Source organism: Klebsiella sp. M041 (genome assembly GCF_059759695.1).
In genome coordinates this window covers 121773-139486 of record NZ_JCAXWU010000002.1, presented here as the reverse complement: position 1 = coordinate 139486, position 17714 = coordinate 121773, and the positions used below count along the sequence as shown (strand labels likewise).

Sequence of the window (17714 nt, the reverse complement as noted above, 5' to 3'; positions counted from 1 at the left end):
GCGCTGGATTAATCGAGTAACTGTCTTGAAAGCTGCGGATTGGCCTGAATCAGGCGCATTAATTTCAGCTCTGTGGGGGACGGTCTTACCCGTCTCGACTCCCACTCTCTTACCATGGCGACGCTCACGCCCATGGCGTTGGCGAAGTCGTCAATCTTAAGTCCAGTGCCTTTACGCAGCTGTTCAAATTCACTAAACACAGTGGACTTACGGTTTGAGGTAAGTGTCTGATTATCGTCCTTAAAAACGATGTGTTCCAGGCTGCTCAGCAGTTCAAACACGGGATCTTTATATTCCATTGAGAACTCCTTTTATCACACAGCGGAAGAGATTTTTCTAAAGCTCTTTAAGAATAGTCAGAAAAAGGCGTAAAGGATGGTAACGTCCGTGATTATTTGCCAGCAGGTTATCGAATCGGCCCCGTCAGCCAAACGGCAACGGGGCCTAAGAGAATGATTACTAACGCGATGGCGTGGCTTCGAAAATTTTTGTAAACGGATAAGAAAAAAGCGGCAAAGCCGGCGCGGGCCGCCGGCTTATCGATCAGGCTTTCTGCAGACCTCTCGCGTCCTCTGTCGCCACGGGCGCTGATTTACTGACCCGGTATTTAATCAGCAGCGCGATGGCTGACAGGAACGCCGGGATGGCCAGCAGAGTGAAAATGGTCTCAAAAGAGAGCTGGGCCTGCATCAGGAAGGCGCCGCTGAACGCACCGAGGATCCCGCCGAAGCGGCCGATTCCCAGCATCCAGGCGACGCCGGTGGCGCGCCCTTGCGTCGGGTAGAAGCCTGCCGCCAGCGCCGGCATCGACGACTGCGCGCCGTTCATAATACTGCCGGCGATAAACACCATCACTCCCATCAGCGCCAGGCTGCTGGTGGAGAAGCCGACCAGACAGACGAAAACGCCGGTCAGCAGCCAGCCGACGGCTACCACCTTATTGGGGTTGATCTTGTCCATCAGGGCGCCGAGGATCAGCACGCCAATTCCGCCGCCGAGCGGGAACAGCGCGGTGATAATTGAGGCCTGACTCATTGATGCGCCGGTTTCACGGATCAGCAGCGGCAGCCAGCTGGTCAGGAGATAGAAGATCAGCAGACCCATGAAGTAGGTCAGGCACAGCATCACGGTACCCACTGCGTAGCGCGGGGAGAAAATGACGCCGATAGCCGACTTCTCTTTCACCTGGCCTGCTTCGCGCAGCTCAAATTCCACCGCCTCCGGCAGCGGCGCGATACGCCGCAGGATGGCGGCAATGCGCTGCGCCGGCTGACGCTTCACCACCAGATAGCGGGCGGACTCCGGCAGCAGGAAAATTAAGGCCACCGCCAGCAGGAGAGGCATCACGCCGCCCAGCACCAGCACGCTCTGCCAGCCATAGTGCGGGATCATCCAGGCGGATAAAAAGCCGCCCAGCGACGATCCCATCGGAAAGCCGACGAACATCAGGTTCACCAGCAGCGCCCGACGGCGCTCCGGCGCATATTCGCTCATTAGCGTCGCGGCATTGGGCATCGCCGCGCCGAGGCCCAGGCCGGTCAGGAAGCGCAGCAGCGTCAGCTGGTTAAGGCTGGTGGCAAAGGCGGTGAGCAGGCTGAATCCGCCGAACACCACGATCGACATAATCAGTACTTTCTTGCGGCCGATACGGTCAGCCAGTGGTCCCGCGGTTAACGCGCCGACCGCCAGGCCAACCAGCGCGGCGCTCATCACCGGGCCGAGGGCTGATTTTTCCACGCCCCATTCCTGGACCAGGTCGGAGGCGATGAATCCGATGATCGCGGTGTCGAACCCGTCCATCGCGACGGTGATGAAGCAGAGCGCGAGGATCATCCACTGGTAGCGGGTGAAGGGGTGCTCGTTGATAAAGGCCTGAATGTCGATGGTTGTCTTAGTCATACGGCTTTCCTGGCAGACTGAGCGAGGGACAGAGGTTTGTTATTATCGTCGCCTTCGCGTCGTTGAGATTGGTTTGTGCGATAATCGAACGCATCGCCGTTAATCGCTCATTCATCAAATCATTGAAGCGCTGACCAGGCAATCCGGGCGGGCGCCAAAGCGTGCGATTATCGTCCGCTTCCGGGCGAGGCGCCGGTTGATGGATTTTTTGTTTAAAGAATATCAATAAGTTACGTGATATGCGTCGGCCTGATTTAAAGCGCATATTTGTGATGCGCATAACAGACGCGCCAGGCGGCGATAGCGGCGTATGGAATGGCGTTTTTCCTGCGTAAGATTAGCAGTAAAGGGTATCCTGCGAGGCCGAGCTGGACTATCCTTGTCAGCGTCTGGCACGTGTGTGTCTTTGTGCGCTTTTTTTGGCTGAAAGGAGTAAAAAAATGGCGACAGGAAAGTCCTGCTCTCGCTGGTTTGCGGCTATGGCGGCCTTATTAATGGTGGTTAGCCTGAGTGGGTGTTTTGATAAAGAGGGCGATCAGCGCAAAGCGTTTATCGACTTCCTGCAGAATACGGCGATGCGTAGCGGTGAACGACTGCCGACGCTGACCGCCGATCAGAAAAAACAGTTTGGGCCGTTTGTCTCTGACTACGCGGTGATCTACGGCTACTCGCAGCAGGTGAGCCAGGCGATGGACGCTGGTCTGCGCCCGGTGGTGGATAGCGTCAATGCGATCCGTGTTCCGCAGGACTATATGACCCAGCGCGAGCCGCTGCGTCAGGCGAACGGCGCGTTGGGCGTGCTCAGCCAGCAGCTGCAGAATGCCAAAATGCAGGCTGATGCCGCGCATGGCGCTCTGAAGCAGGCTGACGATCTCAAGCCGGTCTTTGATCAGGTATATGCCAAGGTCGTCACCGCGCCAGCCGACGCGCTGCAGCCGCTGATCCCGGCCGCGCAGATCTTTACCCAGCAGCTGGTTCAGGTGGGGGATTTTGTCGCTCAGCAGGGGACCCAGGTGAGCTTTGTGGCCAACGGCATTCAGTTCCCGACCTCGCAGCAGGCCAGCCAGTATAATGCGCTGATTGGGCCGCTGGCGGCGCAGCATCAAGCGTTTAATCAGGCATGGACGGCGGCGGTGAACGCCACCCGCTAATGCCCCGTCTGGCTGACGTGAGCTGCGGCGAACGGGCTGGATGACGGACAGAATGCAAAAAGAACCCGGGGAGGGCGATGGCCGCCGCTACCCGGGTTTTTTTATGGCTTATTTTACCTGCGGATTGACGCAGTTTTTCTCGACCTTGCCGTTCAGGGCATCGATCAGGTTATCCACCGCGCAGGCCGCCATGTTGTAGCGCGTCTCATGGGTGGCGGAGCCGATATGCGGCAGCGCGACGACGTTCGGCAGGCTCAGCAGCGGCGAATCTTTAGCCAGCGGCTCGTGCTCGAAGACATCAAGGCCGGCAGCGTGAATCTCCCCCGCCTGCAGGGCGGCGATCAGCGCCTGCTCATCGACCACCGGGCCGCGCCCGGCGTTAATAAAGATGGCGGAAGATTTCATTTTGGCGAACTGCGCCTGACCGAACAGATGGTGGGTCTCTTCGCTCAGGGGCAGGATCAGGCAGACAAAATCGGCTTCCTGCAGCAGGGTATCGAGATCGCAATAGCGGGCGTTGAAGCGCTCTTCTGCCTGCGGATGCTGGCGGCGCGCGTTGTACAGGATCGGCATGCCGAACCCGAAGTGGGCGCGCTGCGCCAGCGCCATGCCGATGCGGCCCATGCCGACGATACCTAAGGTTTTATGGTGTACGTCGGTGCCGAACCAGTCTGGCCCAATGCTCTTCGTCCACTCGCCCGCTTTGACGCGCTCCGCCACTTCCACCACCCGGCGGGCGGTGCTCAGCACCAGCGCCATGATCGTGTCGGCGACTGTCTCGGTCAGCACGGTCGGGGTATGCATCAGCAGCACCCGGCGGGCGTTCAGCGCCTCGACGTCGAAGTTGTCATAGCCAACGGACACGGTGGAGGTCGCACGCAGCTTCGGCATCTTCTCCAGCAGCGCGGCGTCAACCTTTTCGCTGGAGCCCAGCAGGCCCTCAGCCTGGGCGAAGGCCTCAGCGTGCTGCGAAACGGTCTCCGGCCGCAGGTTTTTCACCTGAGTGACGGAAAAGTGCTCCTCCAGACGCTGTAGCAGGTCGTCGGGAAGCGTTTTATAGAGAATGACAGACGGCTTCATGCGAATCTCCGTAGTGTGAGTCGTTCAGGCGTGATGAGCGCCAAGTGGAAGGTTTTGATTATTAGCAGGCTTAACAATCAAAGTCAGCCATACTGAGGCGAAAAGCGCCACCCCCATAAAAATATAGGAAGCTGCGGGGCTGCCGGTGGCGCCGTTCAGGTAGCCGACAAACCACGAGCCGCAGAAGGAGCCCAGGGCGCCCATGCTGTTGATCAGCGCCATCGCGCCGCCGGCGACGTTGCGTGGCAGCATTTCCGGAATAATGGCGAAGAAGGGGCCGTAAGGCGCATACATTGCCGCACCAGCCACCACCAGCAGGGTGTAAGAGACCCAGAAGTGGTTGGCGCCGACCGCCCAGGAGCCGATGAAGGCCAGTCCGCCAATCAGCAGCAGCGGCCAGACGAACAGTTTACGGTTCTGCATTTTATCGGAGGCCCAGGAGACCACGATCATGGCGATAGTCGCCGCCAGGTACGGAACCGAAGAGAGCCAGCCCACTTCCACCATCCCCATATTTTCGCCGCCGCTGCGGATAATCGACGGCAGCCACAGTACAAAACCGTACACGCCGATGCTCCAGGCAAAGTACTGAGCGCAGAGCAGGATCACGTTGCGGGAGCGGAAGGCCTCGCCATAGTTACGCACCGCTTTGATGCCCTGCTGTTCACGATCCAGTTGTTCCTGCAGCGCGGCTTTTTCACTCTCCGCCAGCCAGGATACCTGCGACGGTTTATCTTTCACCAGCACCCACCAGCAGAAGGCCCAGATCACCGCCGGCACCCCTTCGATGATGAACATTTCCCGCCAGCCGAAGGCCTGAATCAGGTAGCCGGAGACCACCGACATCCACAGGACCGTCACCGGGTTGCCGAGGATCAGGAAGGTGTTGGCCCGCGAGCGCTCGGATTTGGTGAACCAGTTGCTGATATAGATCAGCATCGCCGGCATCACCGCCGCTTCGACGACGCCGAGGATAAAGCGAATGGCCGCCAGCGCCGGGATATTATGCACAATCCCGGTCAGGGAGGCGCAGCCGCCCCACAGGATCAGGCAGATAAAGATCAGTTTGCGAACGCTGCGGCGCTCCGCATAGATAGCGCCGGGGATCTGGAAGAAGAAGTAGCCGAGGAAGAACAGGGCCCCCAGCAGGGAGGAGATCCCCTTGGTGATGCCCAGGTCTTCGGTAATGCCTGCCGCGGAGGCGAAGCTGAAGTTGGCGCGGTCAAGGTACGCCAGGCTATACGTGATAAACACGATAGGCATGATGTACCACCAGCGTTTCGTTGCATTTGTTGAGCTATTCATAGGCTTGCCTCTGTCAATGAGGTGACATACGTCCGTCGAAACGGACGCTGCTGTGCCGCGCTGCAGGTAGGGTACAGGACGGCTGTTATTGTTGCGTATAAATGTTATTCGCCCAGCGCGTCGCGGGTGGGCAGCCCCTCGCTGTCGCCCTGGACCTGAATGGCCAGCGAACCGATTTTATTGCCGCGGTTCACCGCCTGAAGCAGGGTTTTGCCTTCCAGCAGGGCGCTAATCACCCCGACGGCAAAGCCGTCGCCGGCGCCGACGGTATCGACGACGTTTTCGACTTTGATGGCATCAACCGTTCCCTGTTCGCCGCTGGCGCTCTTGAACCAGGCGCCGTCGCAGCCGGTTTTAATGACCACCGCCTTGACGCCGCGCGAGAGATAGAAATCGGCGATCCCTTCCGGGGTCTGTTGGCCGGTGAGGATGACGCCCTCTTTTAAGCCTGGCAAAACCCAGTCAGCCTGGAAGGCGAGACGGTTGAGTTTCTCCACCATCTCGGCTTCGCTTTTCCACAGCACCGGCCGCAGATTGGGGTCGAAAGAGAGGGTTTTGCCCTCGGCTTTCATGACCTTCGCCGCATGCTCCAGCAGCGCATATGAGCTTTCAGAGAGCGCGGCGGCCACGCCGCTCAGGTGCAGATGACGGGCGCTGGTGAAGTAGTCGGCGCGAAAATCGTCCGGCGACAGATGGCTGGCGGCAGAACCTTTACGGAAATATTCCACAATGGGATCGGTTCCATTTTCGACTTTCGATTTCATCTGGAAACCGGTAGCGAAGCGGTTGTCGATGGCGACAGCGTGGCTATCGATCCCCTCTTTCGCCAGCGATTGCAGTACGAAGCGGCCAAAGCTGTCGTTGCCGACGCGGCTGACCCAGCCGACCTTCAGACCCAGGCGCGCCAGGCCGGTGGCGACGTTCAGCTCAGCGCCGGCGACACGTTTCATAAAATGCTCCACCTCGGCCAGATCGCCGGTTTCGGTGGCGACAAACATGGCCATAGCTTCGCCGATGGTGATGACATCTAAATTTTCCACGGCTTATTCCTCGCGTAACAGGTTGACGTAGCGGCGGGTCACGGCCGTCAGGTCATGGCCAGTCAGCGGAAACTCGATTCCACGCGGCGCGTCGGCGGGAAGATTATCGAGCAGGGCCAGCCAGCGGTCGGCGGCCTGATCCGGCGGCACAGCGCGGAACTTCTCCTGATGAGGCTCCGCCGCTTTTACATGAATATAGCTGACCGCCGGCGCAAGATGGCGGGCGGCCTCTTCCGGCGAATCGCCGACCCACAGCCAGTTGCCCATATCAAACGTTAAGGTGATCGGCAGCTGATGGACCCGACAGGCGGCTTTGAAGCGCTGCATCGGCGCCAACTGGCCGCAGTCGGTCTGGTCATTCTCCACCACCAGCGCCATGCCGCTGTCGCTGAGGATATCGCGCAGTTCGTCGAGCTGCTGGTTGTGGCGGAAATGGCCAAGGGAGAGCTTCAGCCACAGGGCGTTAAGAGTCTGCGCTTCCGCGAGCAGCGTCGGGAGATGCGGGTTAAGCTCGCCGTTGTCGGCGAACAGCGCCTGGGGCGCGGAGTAGCAGGCCAGCAGGCCGTGGCGCTCAATGGTGGCGGCCAGCGTCGGCAGGGCGTTGAGCTCTTCGGCGCTGAACAGCTCGCGGCGGATTTCGACGCCGTCCGCGCCGGCGTCGGCGATAAACGGCAGGACGGCGGCCTGGCCGCCTAAGGATTTAACATGGTCATTACCATACGCAGCGGTAACGACAATAATTTTTCTGGCCATCGCGCTCTTACTCCCGGCGTTTGTTGCTTAATCTCCTTATTACGCTAGATGGTATCGGTTCCATAAGAAAGGGCGAGATGTTTAATTTATGATCGGCATCACGAAGGATCGTTAACGGGAAGTTGATCCGCGGACGATAAGCTCGCCGGAGAAGACCCGCTCGCAGATGGGGTCGTTACTGCCAGCAATGCGCCGAATCACCTGTTCCACCGCCGCGTAGCCGATCTGCCACGTCGGCTGTTTGAGGGTGGTGATGCCGACGCCAGCCAGCTCCGCCCACTCCAGTTCGTCGAAGCCCAGCAGGCCGATATCGCTGCCCCAGATCAGGCCGACGCGCTTCAGGGCGCGGGCCACCTGCAGCGTCAGTGCGCCGTTGGCGGAGATCACCGCTTTGCGCATCCCGCGGTGGCGGGCGTGGAACTGGCGCAGGACGTTGTCCATCATCGCGCCGTCGTTGAGCTGCACTTCGGCGTTTTCGGCCACCACGCCGTGGTGGCGGGTGAGCGTGGCGCGGAAGGCGCTCAGGCGCTCGCGGCGGGTATTGACCGACCCCAGCGGTTCGCTAAGAAACAGGATGGCCTCAAAGCCTTTCTCCACCAGGTGTTCGGTGGCGGTGGTGGCAGCCTGGGCGTTATCAAGCCCGACCACATCGCAGGCGAAATCGGGGATTTTACGGTCAATCAGCACCATCGGCAGGGCCGACTGCTGCAGGCGGTTCAGGCCATCCTCCCGCATGCCGACCGCGTTGACCACGATGCCTTCCACCTGGTAGCTGCGCAGCAGGTCGAGGTAGTGCAGCTCCTGATCAAGCTCGTTATTGGTGTTACACACCAGCAGAGTGAAGCCCTTTTCCCGGCAGGCCGCTTCAATGCCGCTCATAACGTTGACCGAATAGGGGTTGGTGATATCGGCGATGATCAGGCCGATGAGGCGGGTTCGGCCGTGCTTGAGGCCGCGGGCCATCAGGCTGGGGCGGTAGTCGAGTTCGGCAATGGCTTGTTCAATACGTGATAACAGATCGTCGGAAAGCAGATGCTTCTCGCCGTTAAGATACCGTGAAATGCTGGTTTTGCCGGTCTTTGCGGCTTTCGCCACATCGCTAATGGTTGCACGCGCCGCTTTCGCCATGGTGGCTTCCTTTGCTGAAAATCTGCCAACACCTTAGCGCGAAAAATAGCGATATCAAGCATTTTGCCCGGCAGAGGCGCGGCCGGGCAACATGAGGATGCGCTTATTGCAGCGGGCTGAGGGTGATTTCCACGCGACGGTTCTGCGCCTTGCCTTCCGCCGTGCTGTTGCTGGCGATGGGGTTCGCCGGGCCCATGCCGGTGGTGCGAATGCGGTTGGCCGCCACGCCCTGGGTGATCAGCGCGCTGGCGACGCTGTCAGCACGCTGCTGCGACAGACGCATATTCAGGTCCTTACTGCCGGTGCTGTCGGTGTAGCCGACAACGTTAACGGCGGTTTTCTCATACTCTTTCAGCACCATGGCCACGCCGGTCAGGGTGTTGGCGCCGGCCGGTTTCAGGTTGGCGCTGTTGCTGTCGAAAGTGACGTTATTCGGCATGTTCAGCACGATGTTGTCACCATTTCGCGTCACGCTGACCCCGGTTCCCTGCATTTTGTCGCGCAGCTTCGCTTCCTGCACGTCCATGTAGTAGCCAATGCCGCCGCCCAGCGCCGCGCCTGCCGCTGCGCCAATCAGCGCGCCTTTGCCGCGGTCGTGTTTGGAGGAGGAAAGCGCGCCGACGCCAGCGCCCACTAAGGAGCCAATACCTGCGCCAATACCGGATTTGCCAGCTTCACGCTCACCGGTATAGGGGTTGGTGGTGCAGCCGGAAACGGCCAGGGTGCCGCTGACCAGAGCCGCAATCATAAGTACGCGTTTTTTCATTTAATGTCCTTAATCCTTTTTATTCTTTGCCACAGCGAACGTGACGGTTGATTATGACGCGCGAATACGTAGAAAATTCCCCGCATACCATCTCATTTTGTAAATAACATTGAACGGCGCCGATTCGCGCCGTCACCACACCTGCCTTCGCTGACCAGGAGCCGCCTTTGCCAACCTCATCTGCAACCAAAACCATTTTAACCGCCGCCCACTGGGGACCGATGCTGGTGGAAACGGACGGGGAAAACGTCCTCTCCTCCCGCGGCGCGCTGGCGACGCCGTTTGCCAATTCGCTGCAAACGGCGGTGCGCGACCAGGTGCACAGCAAAACCCGCGTGCGCTACCCGATGGTGCGCAAAGGCTTTCTCGCCTCTCCGGACAAGCCCCAGGGGGTCCGCGGTCAGGATGAATTTGTGCGGGTGAGCTGGGAGCAGGCGCTGGATCTGATCGATGCCCAGCATCGTCGGATCCGCGAAAGCTATGGACCGGCCTCCATTTTTGCCGGCTCCTACGGCTGGCGTTCTAACGGCGTCCTGCATAAGGCGGCCACCCTGCTGCAGCGCTATATGAGCCTGGCGGGCGGCTACACCGGCCATCTCGGGGATTACTCCACCGGCGCGGCGCAGGCGATCATGCCTTACGTCGTGGGCGGCAATGAGGTATATCAGCAGCAGACCAGCTGGCCGCTGGTGCTGGAGCACAGCGAGGTAGTGGTGCTGTGGAGCGCCAACCCGCTGAACACGCTGAAAATTGCCTGGAACGCCTCCGACGAGCAGGGTATCCCGTGGTTCGACCGGCTACGCCAGAGCGGAAAGCGCTTGATCTGCATCGATCCGATGCGATCGGAAACGGTCGATTTCTTTGGCGATTCGATGGAGTGGATCGCGCCGCATATGGGCACCGACGTCGCGTTGATGCTGGGTATCGCCCATACGCTGGTGGAGAATGGCTGGCAGGACGACGAGTTTCTTGCCCGCTGCGCCAGCGGCTACGAGATTTTTGCCCGCTATCTGACCGGTGAAAGCGACGGCGTGGCGAAAACCGCCGACTGGGCGGCGGCTATTTGCGGCGTCTCAGCTGATAAGATCCGCGAACTGGCGAAACTTTTCCACGAAAACACCACCATGCTGATGTCTGGCTGGGGCATGCAGCGCCAGCAGTATGGCGAGCAGAAACACTGGATGTTGGTCACCCTGGCCGCGATGCTGGGGCAGATTGGCACCCCCGGGGGCGGGTTTGGACTTTCCTACCATTTCGCCAACGGCGGCAACCCGACCCGCCGCGCGGCGGTGCTGGGCTCGATGCAGGGGAGCGTGGCCGGAGGCGTGGACGCTGTGGAGAAGATCCCGGTCGCGCGGATTGTCGAGGCGCTGGAGCATCCGGGTGCGGAGTATCAGCACAACGGCATGGCGCGGCGCTTCCCCGATATTCGCTTTATCTGGTGGGCCGGCGGCGCCAACTTTACCCATCACCAGGATACCAATCGCCTGATTCAGGCCTGGCAGAAGCCAGAGCTTATCGTCATCTCCGAATGCTTCTGGACCGCCGCCGCGCGTCATGCCGATATCGTTCTGCCGGCGACCACCTCGTTTGAGCGCAACGATCTGACGATGACCGGGGACTACAGCAATCAGCATCTGGTGCCGATGAAGCAGGTGGTCGCCCCGCGGGGTGAAGCGCGCGATGATTTCGCGGTCTTTGCCGACCTCAGCGAACGTTGGGAGGCGGGCGGCCGCGAGCGCTTTACCGAAGGGAAGAGCGATCTGCAGTGGCTGGAGACCTTCTATCAGATGGCCGCCCGGCGCGGCGCCCAGCAGCAGGTGACGCTGCCGCCGTTTGCCGAATTCTGGCAGGCTAACCAGCTGATTGAGATGCCGGAGGCGCCGGAGAATGCCCGTTTCATCCGCTTCGCCGCCTTCCGCGACGATCCCCTGGCCAACTCGCTGAAAACGGCGAGCGGTAAAATTGAGATCCACTCGCCGACCATCGCCGCCTTTGGCTACGCCGACTGCCCGCCGCACCCGATGTGGCTGGAGCCCGACGAGTGGCATGGCAACGCCGAGGCGGGGCAGCTGCAGCTGCTGTCGGCCCATCCGGCACACCGTCTGCACAGTCAACTGAACTACTCCGCGCTGCGCGAACGCTATGCCGTCGCCGGACGTGAACCGTTGACTATTCATCCGCAGGATGCCCGGGCGCGGGGGATTGCCGATGGCGATCTGGTGCGGGTGTGGAACGCCCGCGGTCAGGTGCTGGCCGGCGCGGTGGTGACGGAGGGGATCCGCCCGGGGGTGATATGCCTGCATGAAGGGGCGTGGCCCGACCTGGATCCGGTGGCGGGCATCTGCAAAAACGGGGCGGTGAACGTCTTAACCAAAGATATCCCGACATCCCGGCTGGGCAACGGCTGTGCCGGGAACACCGCCCTGGCGTGGCTGGAGAAATATACCGGCCCGGCGCTGCCGCTTACAGCATTTGATCCGCCGGCCAGCGCATAATCCAGGTGGGGTGTTGAGTATCGTCCTGCCATGCGCAATCTTCAATGCGGAAGCCTTGCGCATGGTAGAAACTGACCGCTGATTCGTTTTTCTGGTAAACCTCAAGGCTAAGCCAGGCGTAGTGCTGCTTGACTTCATCCAGCAGCGCCTGGCCAATGCCCTGGCGGATGGCGTCCGGCGCGACGAACAGCGCGCCGACGAAGCGGGACTCCAGCACGCTGACAAAGCCTTTTAGCTCTCCGTCGCGCTCCCAGACCCAGGTGCTGGCGGCGGGAAGATAGACGTCCCGTACCACCGCGACGCTGTCGCGCCAGTAGCTTTCGCTGATAAAGGGATGGGCATGGATCGTACTATCCAGCCACAGGGCCAGCAGCGGTGTATTATCTTTAGCGACCCACTTGCGGATCATCCTGACCTCCCGGGTGACAGAAGCAGCCGGTGACATGGTCGTTGACCAGCCCGCAGGCCTGCATAAAAGAGTAACAGATTGTCGAACCGACAAACTTAAAGCCGCGTTTTTTCAACGCTTTAGAAAGCGCATCAGAGGCCGGCGTCGTGGTCGGGATCTCCGCCAGTGTCGCCGCGCGGGTGACCTGCGGCGCATTGTCGACGAAAGACCAGACAAAATCAGTGAACGACTCGCCATTTTCCTCCATCGCCAGATACGCCCGGGCGTTGCCGATAATGGCCTGGATTTTTCCCCGATGGCGGATAATCCCGGTATCCTGTAGCAGCCGCTCGACATCATCGTCCCCCATCGCCGCCACGCGCACCGGATCGAACTGGTGAAAAGCCTGGCGATAGTTCTGCCGTTTTTTTAACACCGTGATCCACGACAACCCGGCCTGCTGGCCTTCAAGGCAGATCATTTCAAACAGCCGCTGGGACGCTTTTTGCGCGACACCCCATTCGGTATCGTGATACTCGATATATAACGGATCCTGACTCACCCATCCGCAACGCTGCATAGCTATTTCTCCCTCTGCGCTAAAAAAGTGGACGCCCCGGCTTGACGACTGAAAGATAAAGATAATAGTTAATACAGGGAAATCGTATCCCCAAAAAAACACAGCAATAATGCCGATTCGGCTCTTTTCTGGAGTCGCATTAATGATAATAAAGAAATGCAATGGCCTCCGGGGGTTCTTGTTCCCGGTGTGCGTATCCGTCTGGGTATCGTGTGTCTCTGGAGCGAATGCCTGGCAACAGGAATATATCGCTATCGATACAAAAAGTAATACGTCGGAACGTTATACATGGGATAGCGATCACCAACCACGCTATGAAGATATCCTCGCCGAGCGGATGAAGTCGTCTGAAACGCCGGGCGGACTGGCGTTAAACCAGGGGCTGGCGCCGCCTGACAGCAGCCGTGGGATGAGCGTCGGCTGGAATTATCTGCTGGCAAACGGCATGACCTCCGGGCCGGTGGCCAGCCTGCGCAGCGACTACAGCGCGCCGGCGACGAAAAGCGTTGGCGAGACGGGATATGTCAACACGCTCGGCTGGCGTATGGATTATCAGTCGCTGTGGGGCGTGCACCCCTGGGCTCAGGTGAGCTATAACCAGTCGCTCGCCAGCGATGCCTGGTCGCCGACCACTCGCGCCAGAGAGGGCGGCTGGAGTGATGTCACCCTGGGCGCCGATATGCCGCTGGGATCGCATGTGGCGGCATGGGCCACCCTGTCGCAGGCGGATAATGTCCCGTCGGGGGAAAATACGCTCTATCTGATGGGGGTCAGCGCCAACTTTTGAGCGGGGATTGTTACGCGTTTGAAACGATGCGGTTATTGTTAAATCTCAGTAATGGCGCATTTCTGTGAGATAGCGCACACTAACTTTTTTGCTGATATTCGCGGAATGAATGTCATGCAATGCCATTCATTCCGCCATTAATGCATTTCATTCCCTGCTGATGGCAGTTCATGCCTTTTTCCCCCACTGGATGAGGGGCCTTCGCTATTGTGGCGGCAGTTAATTTATCAGGACAACTGCTATGAACGCTGCAAACCGTCAATCGACCCGCTGGCTTACGCTTATCGGCACCATCATCACCCAATTCGCTCTCGGTTCGGTTTATACCTGGAGCCTGTTTAACAGTTCACTGTCTGACAAACTGGGCGAACCGGTGAGCCAGGTCGCCTTCTCCTTTGGCCTGCTGAGCCTCGGGCTGGCGCTCTCCTCGTCGGTCGCCGGCAAGCTGCAGGAGCGTTTCGGCGTGAAGCGCGTCACCATGGCCTCCGGGATCCTGCTCGGACTGGGCTTCTTCCTGACCGCGCACTCCAACAGCCTGATGATGCTGTGGCTGAGCGCGGGCGTGCTGGTGGGGCTGGCGGACGGCGCCGGTTATCTGCTGACCCTGTCGAACTGCGTGAAGTGGTTCCCGGAACGCAAAGGGCTGATTTCCGCCTTCTCCATCGGTTCCTATGGCCTCGGCAGCCTGGGGTTCAAATTCATTGATACTCATCTGCTGGCCACCGTCGGTCTGGAAAAAACCTTCGTCATCTGGGGCGCTATCGTGCTGGTGATGATCGTCTTTGGCGCGACCCTGATGAAAGATGCGCCAAATCATACGGCGACCACCGCGGCCAACGGCGTCGTGGAAAACGACTTTACTCTCGCCGAATCGATGCGTAAACCGCAGTACTGGATGCTGGCGGTGATGTTCCTGACGGCCTGCATGAGCGGTCTGTATGTGATTGGCGTGGCGAAAGATATCGCGCAGGGGATGGTCCATCTGGATGTCGCCACGGCGGCCAATGCGGTAACGGTTATCTCAATCGCTAACCTTAGCGGTCGCCTGGTGTTAGGTATCCTGTCCGATAAAATCTCCCGCATTCGCGTGATCACCCTCGGTCAGGTGGTGTCGCTGGTGGGGATGGCCGCGCTGCTGTTCGCTCCGCTGAATGCCATGACCTTTTTCGCCGCGATTGCCTGCGTCGCCTTTAACTTCGGCGGAACCATCACCGTCTTCCCGTCGCTGGTCAGTGAATTCTTCGGTCTGAACAACCTGGCGAAAAACTATGGCGTCATTTATCTGGGCTTTGGTATCGGCAGCATCTGCGGCTCCCTCATCGCTTCGCTGTTCGGGGGCTTCTACGTCACCTTCTGCGTGATCTTCGCTCTGCTGATTATTTCGCTGGCGCTTTCCACCACCATTCGTCAGCCGAAAGGCAGTGTCTATAGCGAGGCGCACGCCTGAAACCTGCAGCGTGAAACGTGCCCCTGATTAATACCCTAAGCAAATAGTGCCAATCCAGCCAAATGTTTTGTAAATGTTTGGCTGGATCACATTCCCTCCTGATACTTTTCCCGTTCCCTGTGGTCTACTTATCGCGCTTTGTAGAGGTTTCTGATAACCAACCCTAACGCACCCTATTAGCCTACTGACTCATGCCACAGCGTCAGGCGGTGTTTTATTCTTCTTTTTCCAGGTTTGCTTGCATGAAATATATTAGAACGATGACGCAGCAGAAGCTTAGTTTTTGGCTGGCGCTGTACATCGGCTGGTTTATGAACGTCGCCGTTTTTTTTCGGCGTTTCGATGGTTATGCTCAAGAGTTCACTTTCTGGAAAGGGCTTTCCGGTGTCGTTGAACTGGTGGCCACGGTCTTTGTCACCTTCTTCCTGTTACGTCTTCTGTCGCTGTTCGGCCGCCGTATCTGGCGCATTCTGGCGACGCTGATTGTTCTGTTTTCCGCCGCCGCCAGTTATTACATGACGTTCCTCAACGTGGTGATTGGCTACGGGATTATCGCCTCGGTGATGACCACCGATATCGACCTGTCGAAAGAGGTCATCGGCTGGCACCTGATCCTCTGGCTGGCGGCGGTGAGCGCGCCGCCGCTGCTGTTTATCTGGAGCAACCGTTGCCGTCATACGCTGCTGCGCCAACTGCGTACCCCGGGTCAGCGGGTTAAAAACGTGCTGATCGTGGTGCTGGCCGGCCTCATCGTCTGGGGCCCCATCCGCCTGCTTGAGCTGCGCCAACACGATGTAGAGCGCCATTCTGAAGTGGATATGCCGAGCTACGGCGGGGTGATCGCCAACTCCTACCTGCCATCGAACTGGCTGTCGGCGCTGGGGCTGTACGCCTGGGCGCAGGTGGATGAATCCTCAGACAACAAATCGCTGATTAACCCGGCGAAGAAATTTACCTACGTCGCCCCGGAAGGGCTCGATGACACCTACGTGGTGTTTATCATTGGCGAAACCACCCGCTGGGATCATATGGGCATCCTCGGCTATAGCCGCAACACCACGCCAGAGCTGGCGAAAGAGAAGAATCTGGTCGCCTTCCGCGGCTACTCGTGCGATACCGCCACCAAGCTGTCGTTACGCTGCATGTTTGTGCGTCAGGGCGGGGCAGAGGATAATCCGCAGCGGACCCTCAAAGAGCAGAACGTCTTTGCGGTGCTGCATCAACTGGGCTTCAGCGGCAATCTGTACGCCATGCAGAGTGAGATGTGGTTCTACAGTAACACGATGGCCAACAATATCGCCTATCGCGAGCAGATTGGCGCCGAACCGCGTAACCGCGGCAAGAGCGTTGACGATATGCTGCTGGTGGATGAGATGAAGCGCGGTATGGCGCAGGGCAACGCCTCCGGTAAGCACCTGATCATCCTGCATACGAAAGGCTCGCACTTTAACTATACCCAACGCTATCCGCGCAGCTTCGCCCAGTGGAAGCCGGAGTGTGTCGGCGTCGACAACAAATGTTCTAAAGCGGAGCTGATTAACTCCTACGACAACAGCGTGACCTATGTCGATCACTTTATCGTCAGCGTCCTCGACCAGCTGCGGGATAAGAAAGCGATTGTGTTCTATGCCGCCGACCATGGCGAGTCGATTAACGAGCGCGAACATCTGCACGGTACGCCGCGCAAGATGGCGCCGCCGGAACAGTTCCGTGTGCCGATGATGGTCTGGATGTCGGATAAATATCTGGAGAATCCCGATCATGCCGCCGCGTTCGCCCATCTGCAGCAGCAGGCCGCGATGAAGGTGCCGCGACGCCACGTCGAGCTGTACGACACCATTATGGGCTGCCTCGGCTATACCTCGCCGGATGGCGGGATCAATGAGAACAACAACTGGTGTCGCGTGCCGGCTTCGAAGAAAGCGGCGAAGGAATAGCAATAGTGGCGAGATTCTCGCCGCTTGATTGATTTTTTGCTAATAAGGCATTGACGGGGGTGCATCCCAGCAGTAAGATGCGCCCCGCATTCGGTGATTGGCGCAGCCTGGTAGCGCACTTCGTTCGGGACGAAGGGGTCGGAGGTTCGAATCCTCTATCACCGACCAAATTCAAAAAGCCTGCTCAATGAGCAGGCTTTTTTGCATCTGCGGCCAGTGAGGATGAGAACCTCCGGGGGCAGGAGGTTCGACTCGAGCGGAGCGAGAGAACGTTGCGTCAGCAACGGCCCGCAGGGCGAGCCACAAAGTGGCGAGTCATCCTCTATCACCGACCAAATTCAAAAAGCCTGCTCAACGAGCAGGCTTTTTTGCATCTGTAGCCTGTGAGGATGAGAACCTCCGGGGGCAGGAGGTTCGACTTGTGTTCCGTAGGCCCGCGCAAGCGCAGCGCCGCCGGGCATCATCAGCGCGCTACTGGCCAAAAACCCCATCAAAATCACAAAAAACGTCTTTATCCCCATTTCCAGCCAGCTGTTCGCTATTTTGTGACATCTTCCATTGCATTTTTTTATCGATGAACAGATCTTTTTTCGCGAAGCTTATGGCTAAATGCAGCATTTTCCGCTGTGCGTTTTAACGTTCACGCTATTAATCGCTCACATATTGGTCACATAGTAAGAAATTTTTCTCATTTGCTGGCATTGTTTCCCACTGGGTGTCGCACCTTAATAAGGTCTTTATTCTGCATATTCGCCTGTAGCATAAATTTCTCTGCTGAAAATAGCGTCTTGAAGTTTTTTTAATCTTTGCCTGCCGTTTCTCACGCTGGATGTAAAACCCGGCTGGCTGTATTGACGTTTCCCCATTCTGTTGACAGATTGTAGGGCATGAGGGGCATTTCATGGAGAATCCGTACTGCAACTCAGTCGTTTTTGCGAAAGGAATCCCCATCTCT

General features: G+C 58.7%; 16 protein-coding genes, 1 tRNA gene and 1 other RNA gene. 7 read left to right on the top strand and 11 right to left on the bottom strand.

Annotated features, from left to right (window positions below; genetic code table 11):
- Positions 1–8: 8 nt before the first annotated feature.
- The 3 genes from AC6CWS_RS02665 to AC6CWS_RS02655 all read right to left on the bottom strand — a co-directional run bounded on the left by AC6CWS_RS02665 (position 9) and on the right by AC6CWS_RS02655 (position 2179).
- A complete protein-coding gene (locus AC6CWS_RS02665) occupies positions 9–299 on the bottom strand; it encodes an HTH-type transcriptional regulator (RefSeq protein ID WP_004205010.1) in 291 nt (96 codons plus the stop codon).
- Between the two features lie 244 nt (positions 300–543).
- The gene (locus AC6CWS_RS02660; protein ID WP_023291321.1) at positions 544–1899 is read right to left on the bottom strand and encodes an MFS transporter; all 1356 of its coding nucleotides are present in this window, start codon (positions 1897–1899) and stop codon (positions 544–546) included.
- Positions 1892–2179 carry a hypothetical protein gene (locus AC6CWS_RS02655; protein WP_074442644.1) on the bottom strand — a complete coding sequence of 96 codons (288 nt, stop codon included), beginning with the start codon at positions 2177–2179 and terminating at the stop codon, positions 1892–1894. Before AC6CWS_RS02655 ends, AC6CWS_RS02660 begins: the two co-directional genes overlap by 8 nt.
- 160 nt (positions 2180–2339) lie before the next feature.
- On the opposite strand from AC6CWS_RS02655, the gene AC6CWS_RS02650 reads away from it, so the two are divergent.
- Entirely contained in the window at positions 2340–3050 is a 711-nt protein-coding gene (locus tag AC6CWS_RS02650) for a DUF3053 domain-containing protein (protein WP_002921929.1), read from the top strand.
- Positions 3051–3158: 108 nt separating this feature from the next.
- On the opposite strand, the gene ghrB is transcribed toward AC6CWS_RS02650, so the two are convergent.
- The 6 genes from ghrB to AC6CWS_RS02620 form a co-directional block, all read right to left on the bottom strand.
- Positions 3159–4130 carry a glyoxylate/hydroxypyruvate reductase GhrB gene (gene ghrB / locus AC6CWS_RS02645; protein ID WP_023291320.1) on the bottom strand — a complete coding sequence of 324 codons (972 nt, stop codon included), beginning with the start codon at positions 4128–4130 and terminating at the stop codon, positions 3159–3161.
- 24 nt (positions 4131–4154) lie between these two features.
- Entirely contained in the window at positions 4155–5435 is a 1281-nt protein-coding gene (locus tag AC6CWS_RS02640; protein WP_004205006.1) for an MFS transporter, read from the bottom strand.
- A 104-nt stretch (positions 5436–5539) separates the two neighbouring features.
- Positions 5540–6475, bottom strand: coding sequence for a sugar kinase (locus tag AC6CWS_RS02635; RefSeq protein WP_008806889.1), 936 nt, complete (start codon positions 6473–6475; stop codon positions 5540–5542).
- Between the two features lie 3 nt (positions 6476–6478).
- On the bottom strand, positions 6479–7228 hold the full coding sequence (locus tag AC6CWS_RS02630; RefSeq protein WP_049013063.1) for a sugar phosphate isomerase/epimerase family protein: 750 nt from the start codon (positions 7226–7228) through the stop codon (positions 6479–6481).
- 111 nt (positions 7229–7339) lie between these two features.
- Entirely contained in the window at positions 7340–8356 is a 1017-nt protein-coding gene (locus tag AC6CWS_RS02625) for a LacI family DNA-binding transcriptional regulator (protein WP_023291318.1), read from the bottom strand.
- A 103-nt stretch (positions 8357–8459) separates the two neighbouring features.
- The gene (locus AC6CWS_RS02620; RefSeq protein WP_023291317.1) at positions 8460–9122 is read right to left on the bottom strand and encodes an OmpA family lipoprotein; all 663 of its coding nucleotides are present in this window, start codon (positions 9120–9122) and stop codon (positions 8460–8462) included.
- 167 nt (positions 9123–9289) lie between these two features.
- On the opposite strand from AC6CWS_RS02620, the gene AC6CWS_RS02615 reads away from it, so the two are divergent.
- Positions 9290–11620, top strand: coding sequence for a molybdopterin guanine dinucleotide-containing S/N-oxide reductase (locus tag AC6CWS_RS02615; RefSeq protein WP_101994707.1), 2331 nt, complete (start codon positions 9290–9292; stop codon positions 11618–11620).
- On the opposite strand, the gene AC6CWS_RS02610 is transcribed toward AC6CWS_RS02615, so the two are convergent.
- Entirely contained in the window at positions 11589–12029 is a 441-nt protein-coding gene (locus AC6CWS_RS02610) for an N-acetyltransferase (RefSeq protein ID WP_065882875.1), read from the bottom strand. The two genes, AC6CWS_RS02615 and AC6CWS_RS02610, sit on opposite strands and share 32 nt — an antisense overlap.
- Entirely contained in the window at positions 12007–12588 is a 582-nt protein-coding gene (gene tag, locus AC6CWS_RS02605) for a DNA-3-methyladenine glycosylase I (RefSeq protein WP_064158048.1), read from the bottom strand. Before tag ends, AC6CWS_RS02610 begins: the two co-directional genes overlap by 23 nt.
- A gap of 142 nt (positions 12589–12730) precedes the next feature.
- On the opposite strand from tag, the gene AC6CWS_RS02600 reads away from it, so the two are divergent.
- The 5 genes from AC6CWS_RS02600 (at position 12731) to AC6CWS_RS02580 (ending at position 17094) form a co-directional block, all read left to right on the top strand.
- Positions 12731–13375, top strand: coding sequence for a lipase (locus tag AC6CWS_RS02600; RefSeq protein WP_023291313.1), 645 nt, complete (start codon positions 12731–12733; stop codon positions 13373–13375).
- A gap of 241 nt (positions 13376–13616) precedes the next feature.
- Positions 13617–14822, top strand: coding sequence for an L-lactate MFS transporter (locus tag AC6CWS_RS02595; RefSeq protein ID WP_023291312.1), 1206 nt, complete (start codon positions 13617–13619; stop codon positions 14820–14822).
- A 242-nt stretch (positions 14823–15064) separates the two neighbouring features.
- On the top strand, positions 15065–16759 hold the full coding sequence (gene eptB, locus AC6CWS_RS02590) for a kdo(2)-lipid A phosphoethanolamine 7''-transferase (RefSeq protein WP_023291311.1): 1695 nt from the start codon (positions 15065–15067) through the stop codon (positions 16757–16759).
- A gap of 91 nt (positions 16760–16850) precedes the next feature.
- Positions 16851–16927, top strand: a tRNA-Pro gene (locus tag AC6CWS_RS02585).
- A gap of 34 nt (positions 16928–16961) precedes the next feature.
- Positions 16962–17094: non-coding RNA, RtT sRNA (locus AC6CWS_RS02580), on the top strand.
- The last annotated feature ends 620 nt before the right edge of the window (positions 17095–17714 follow it).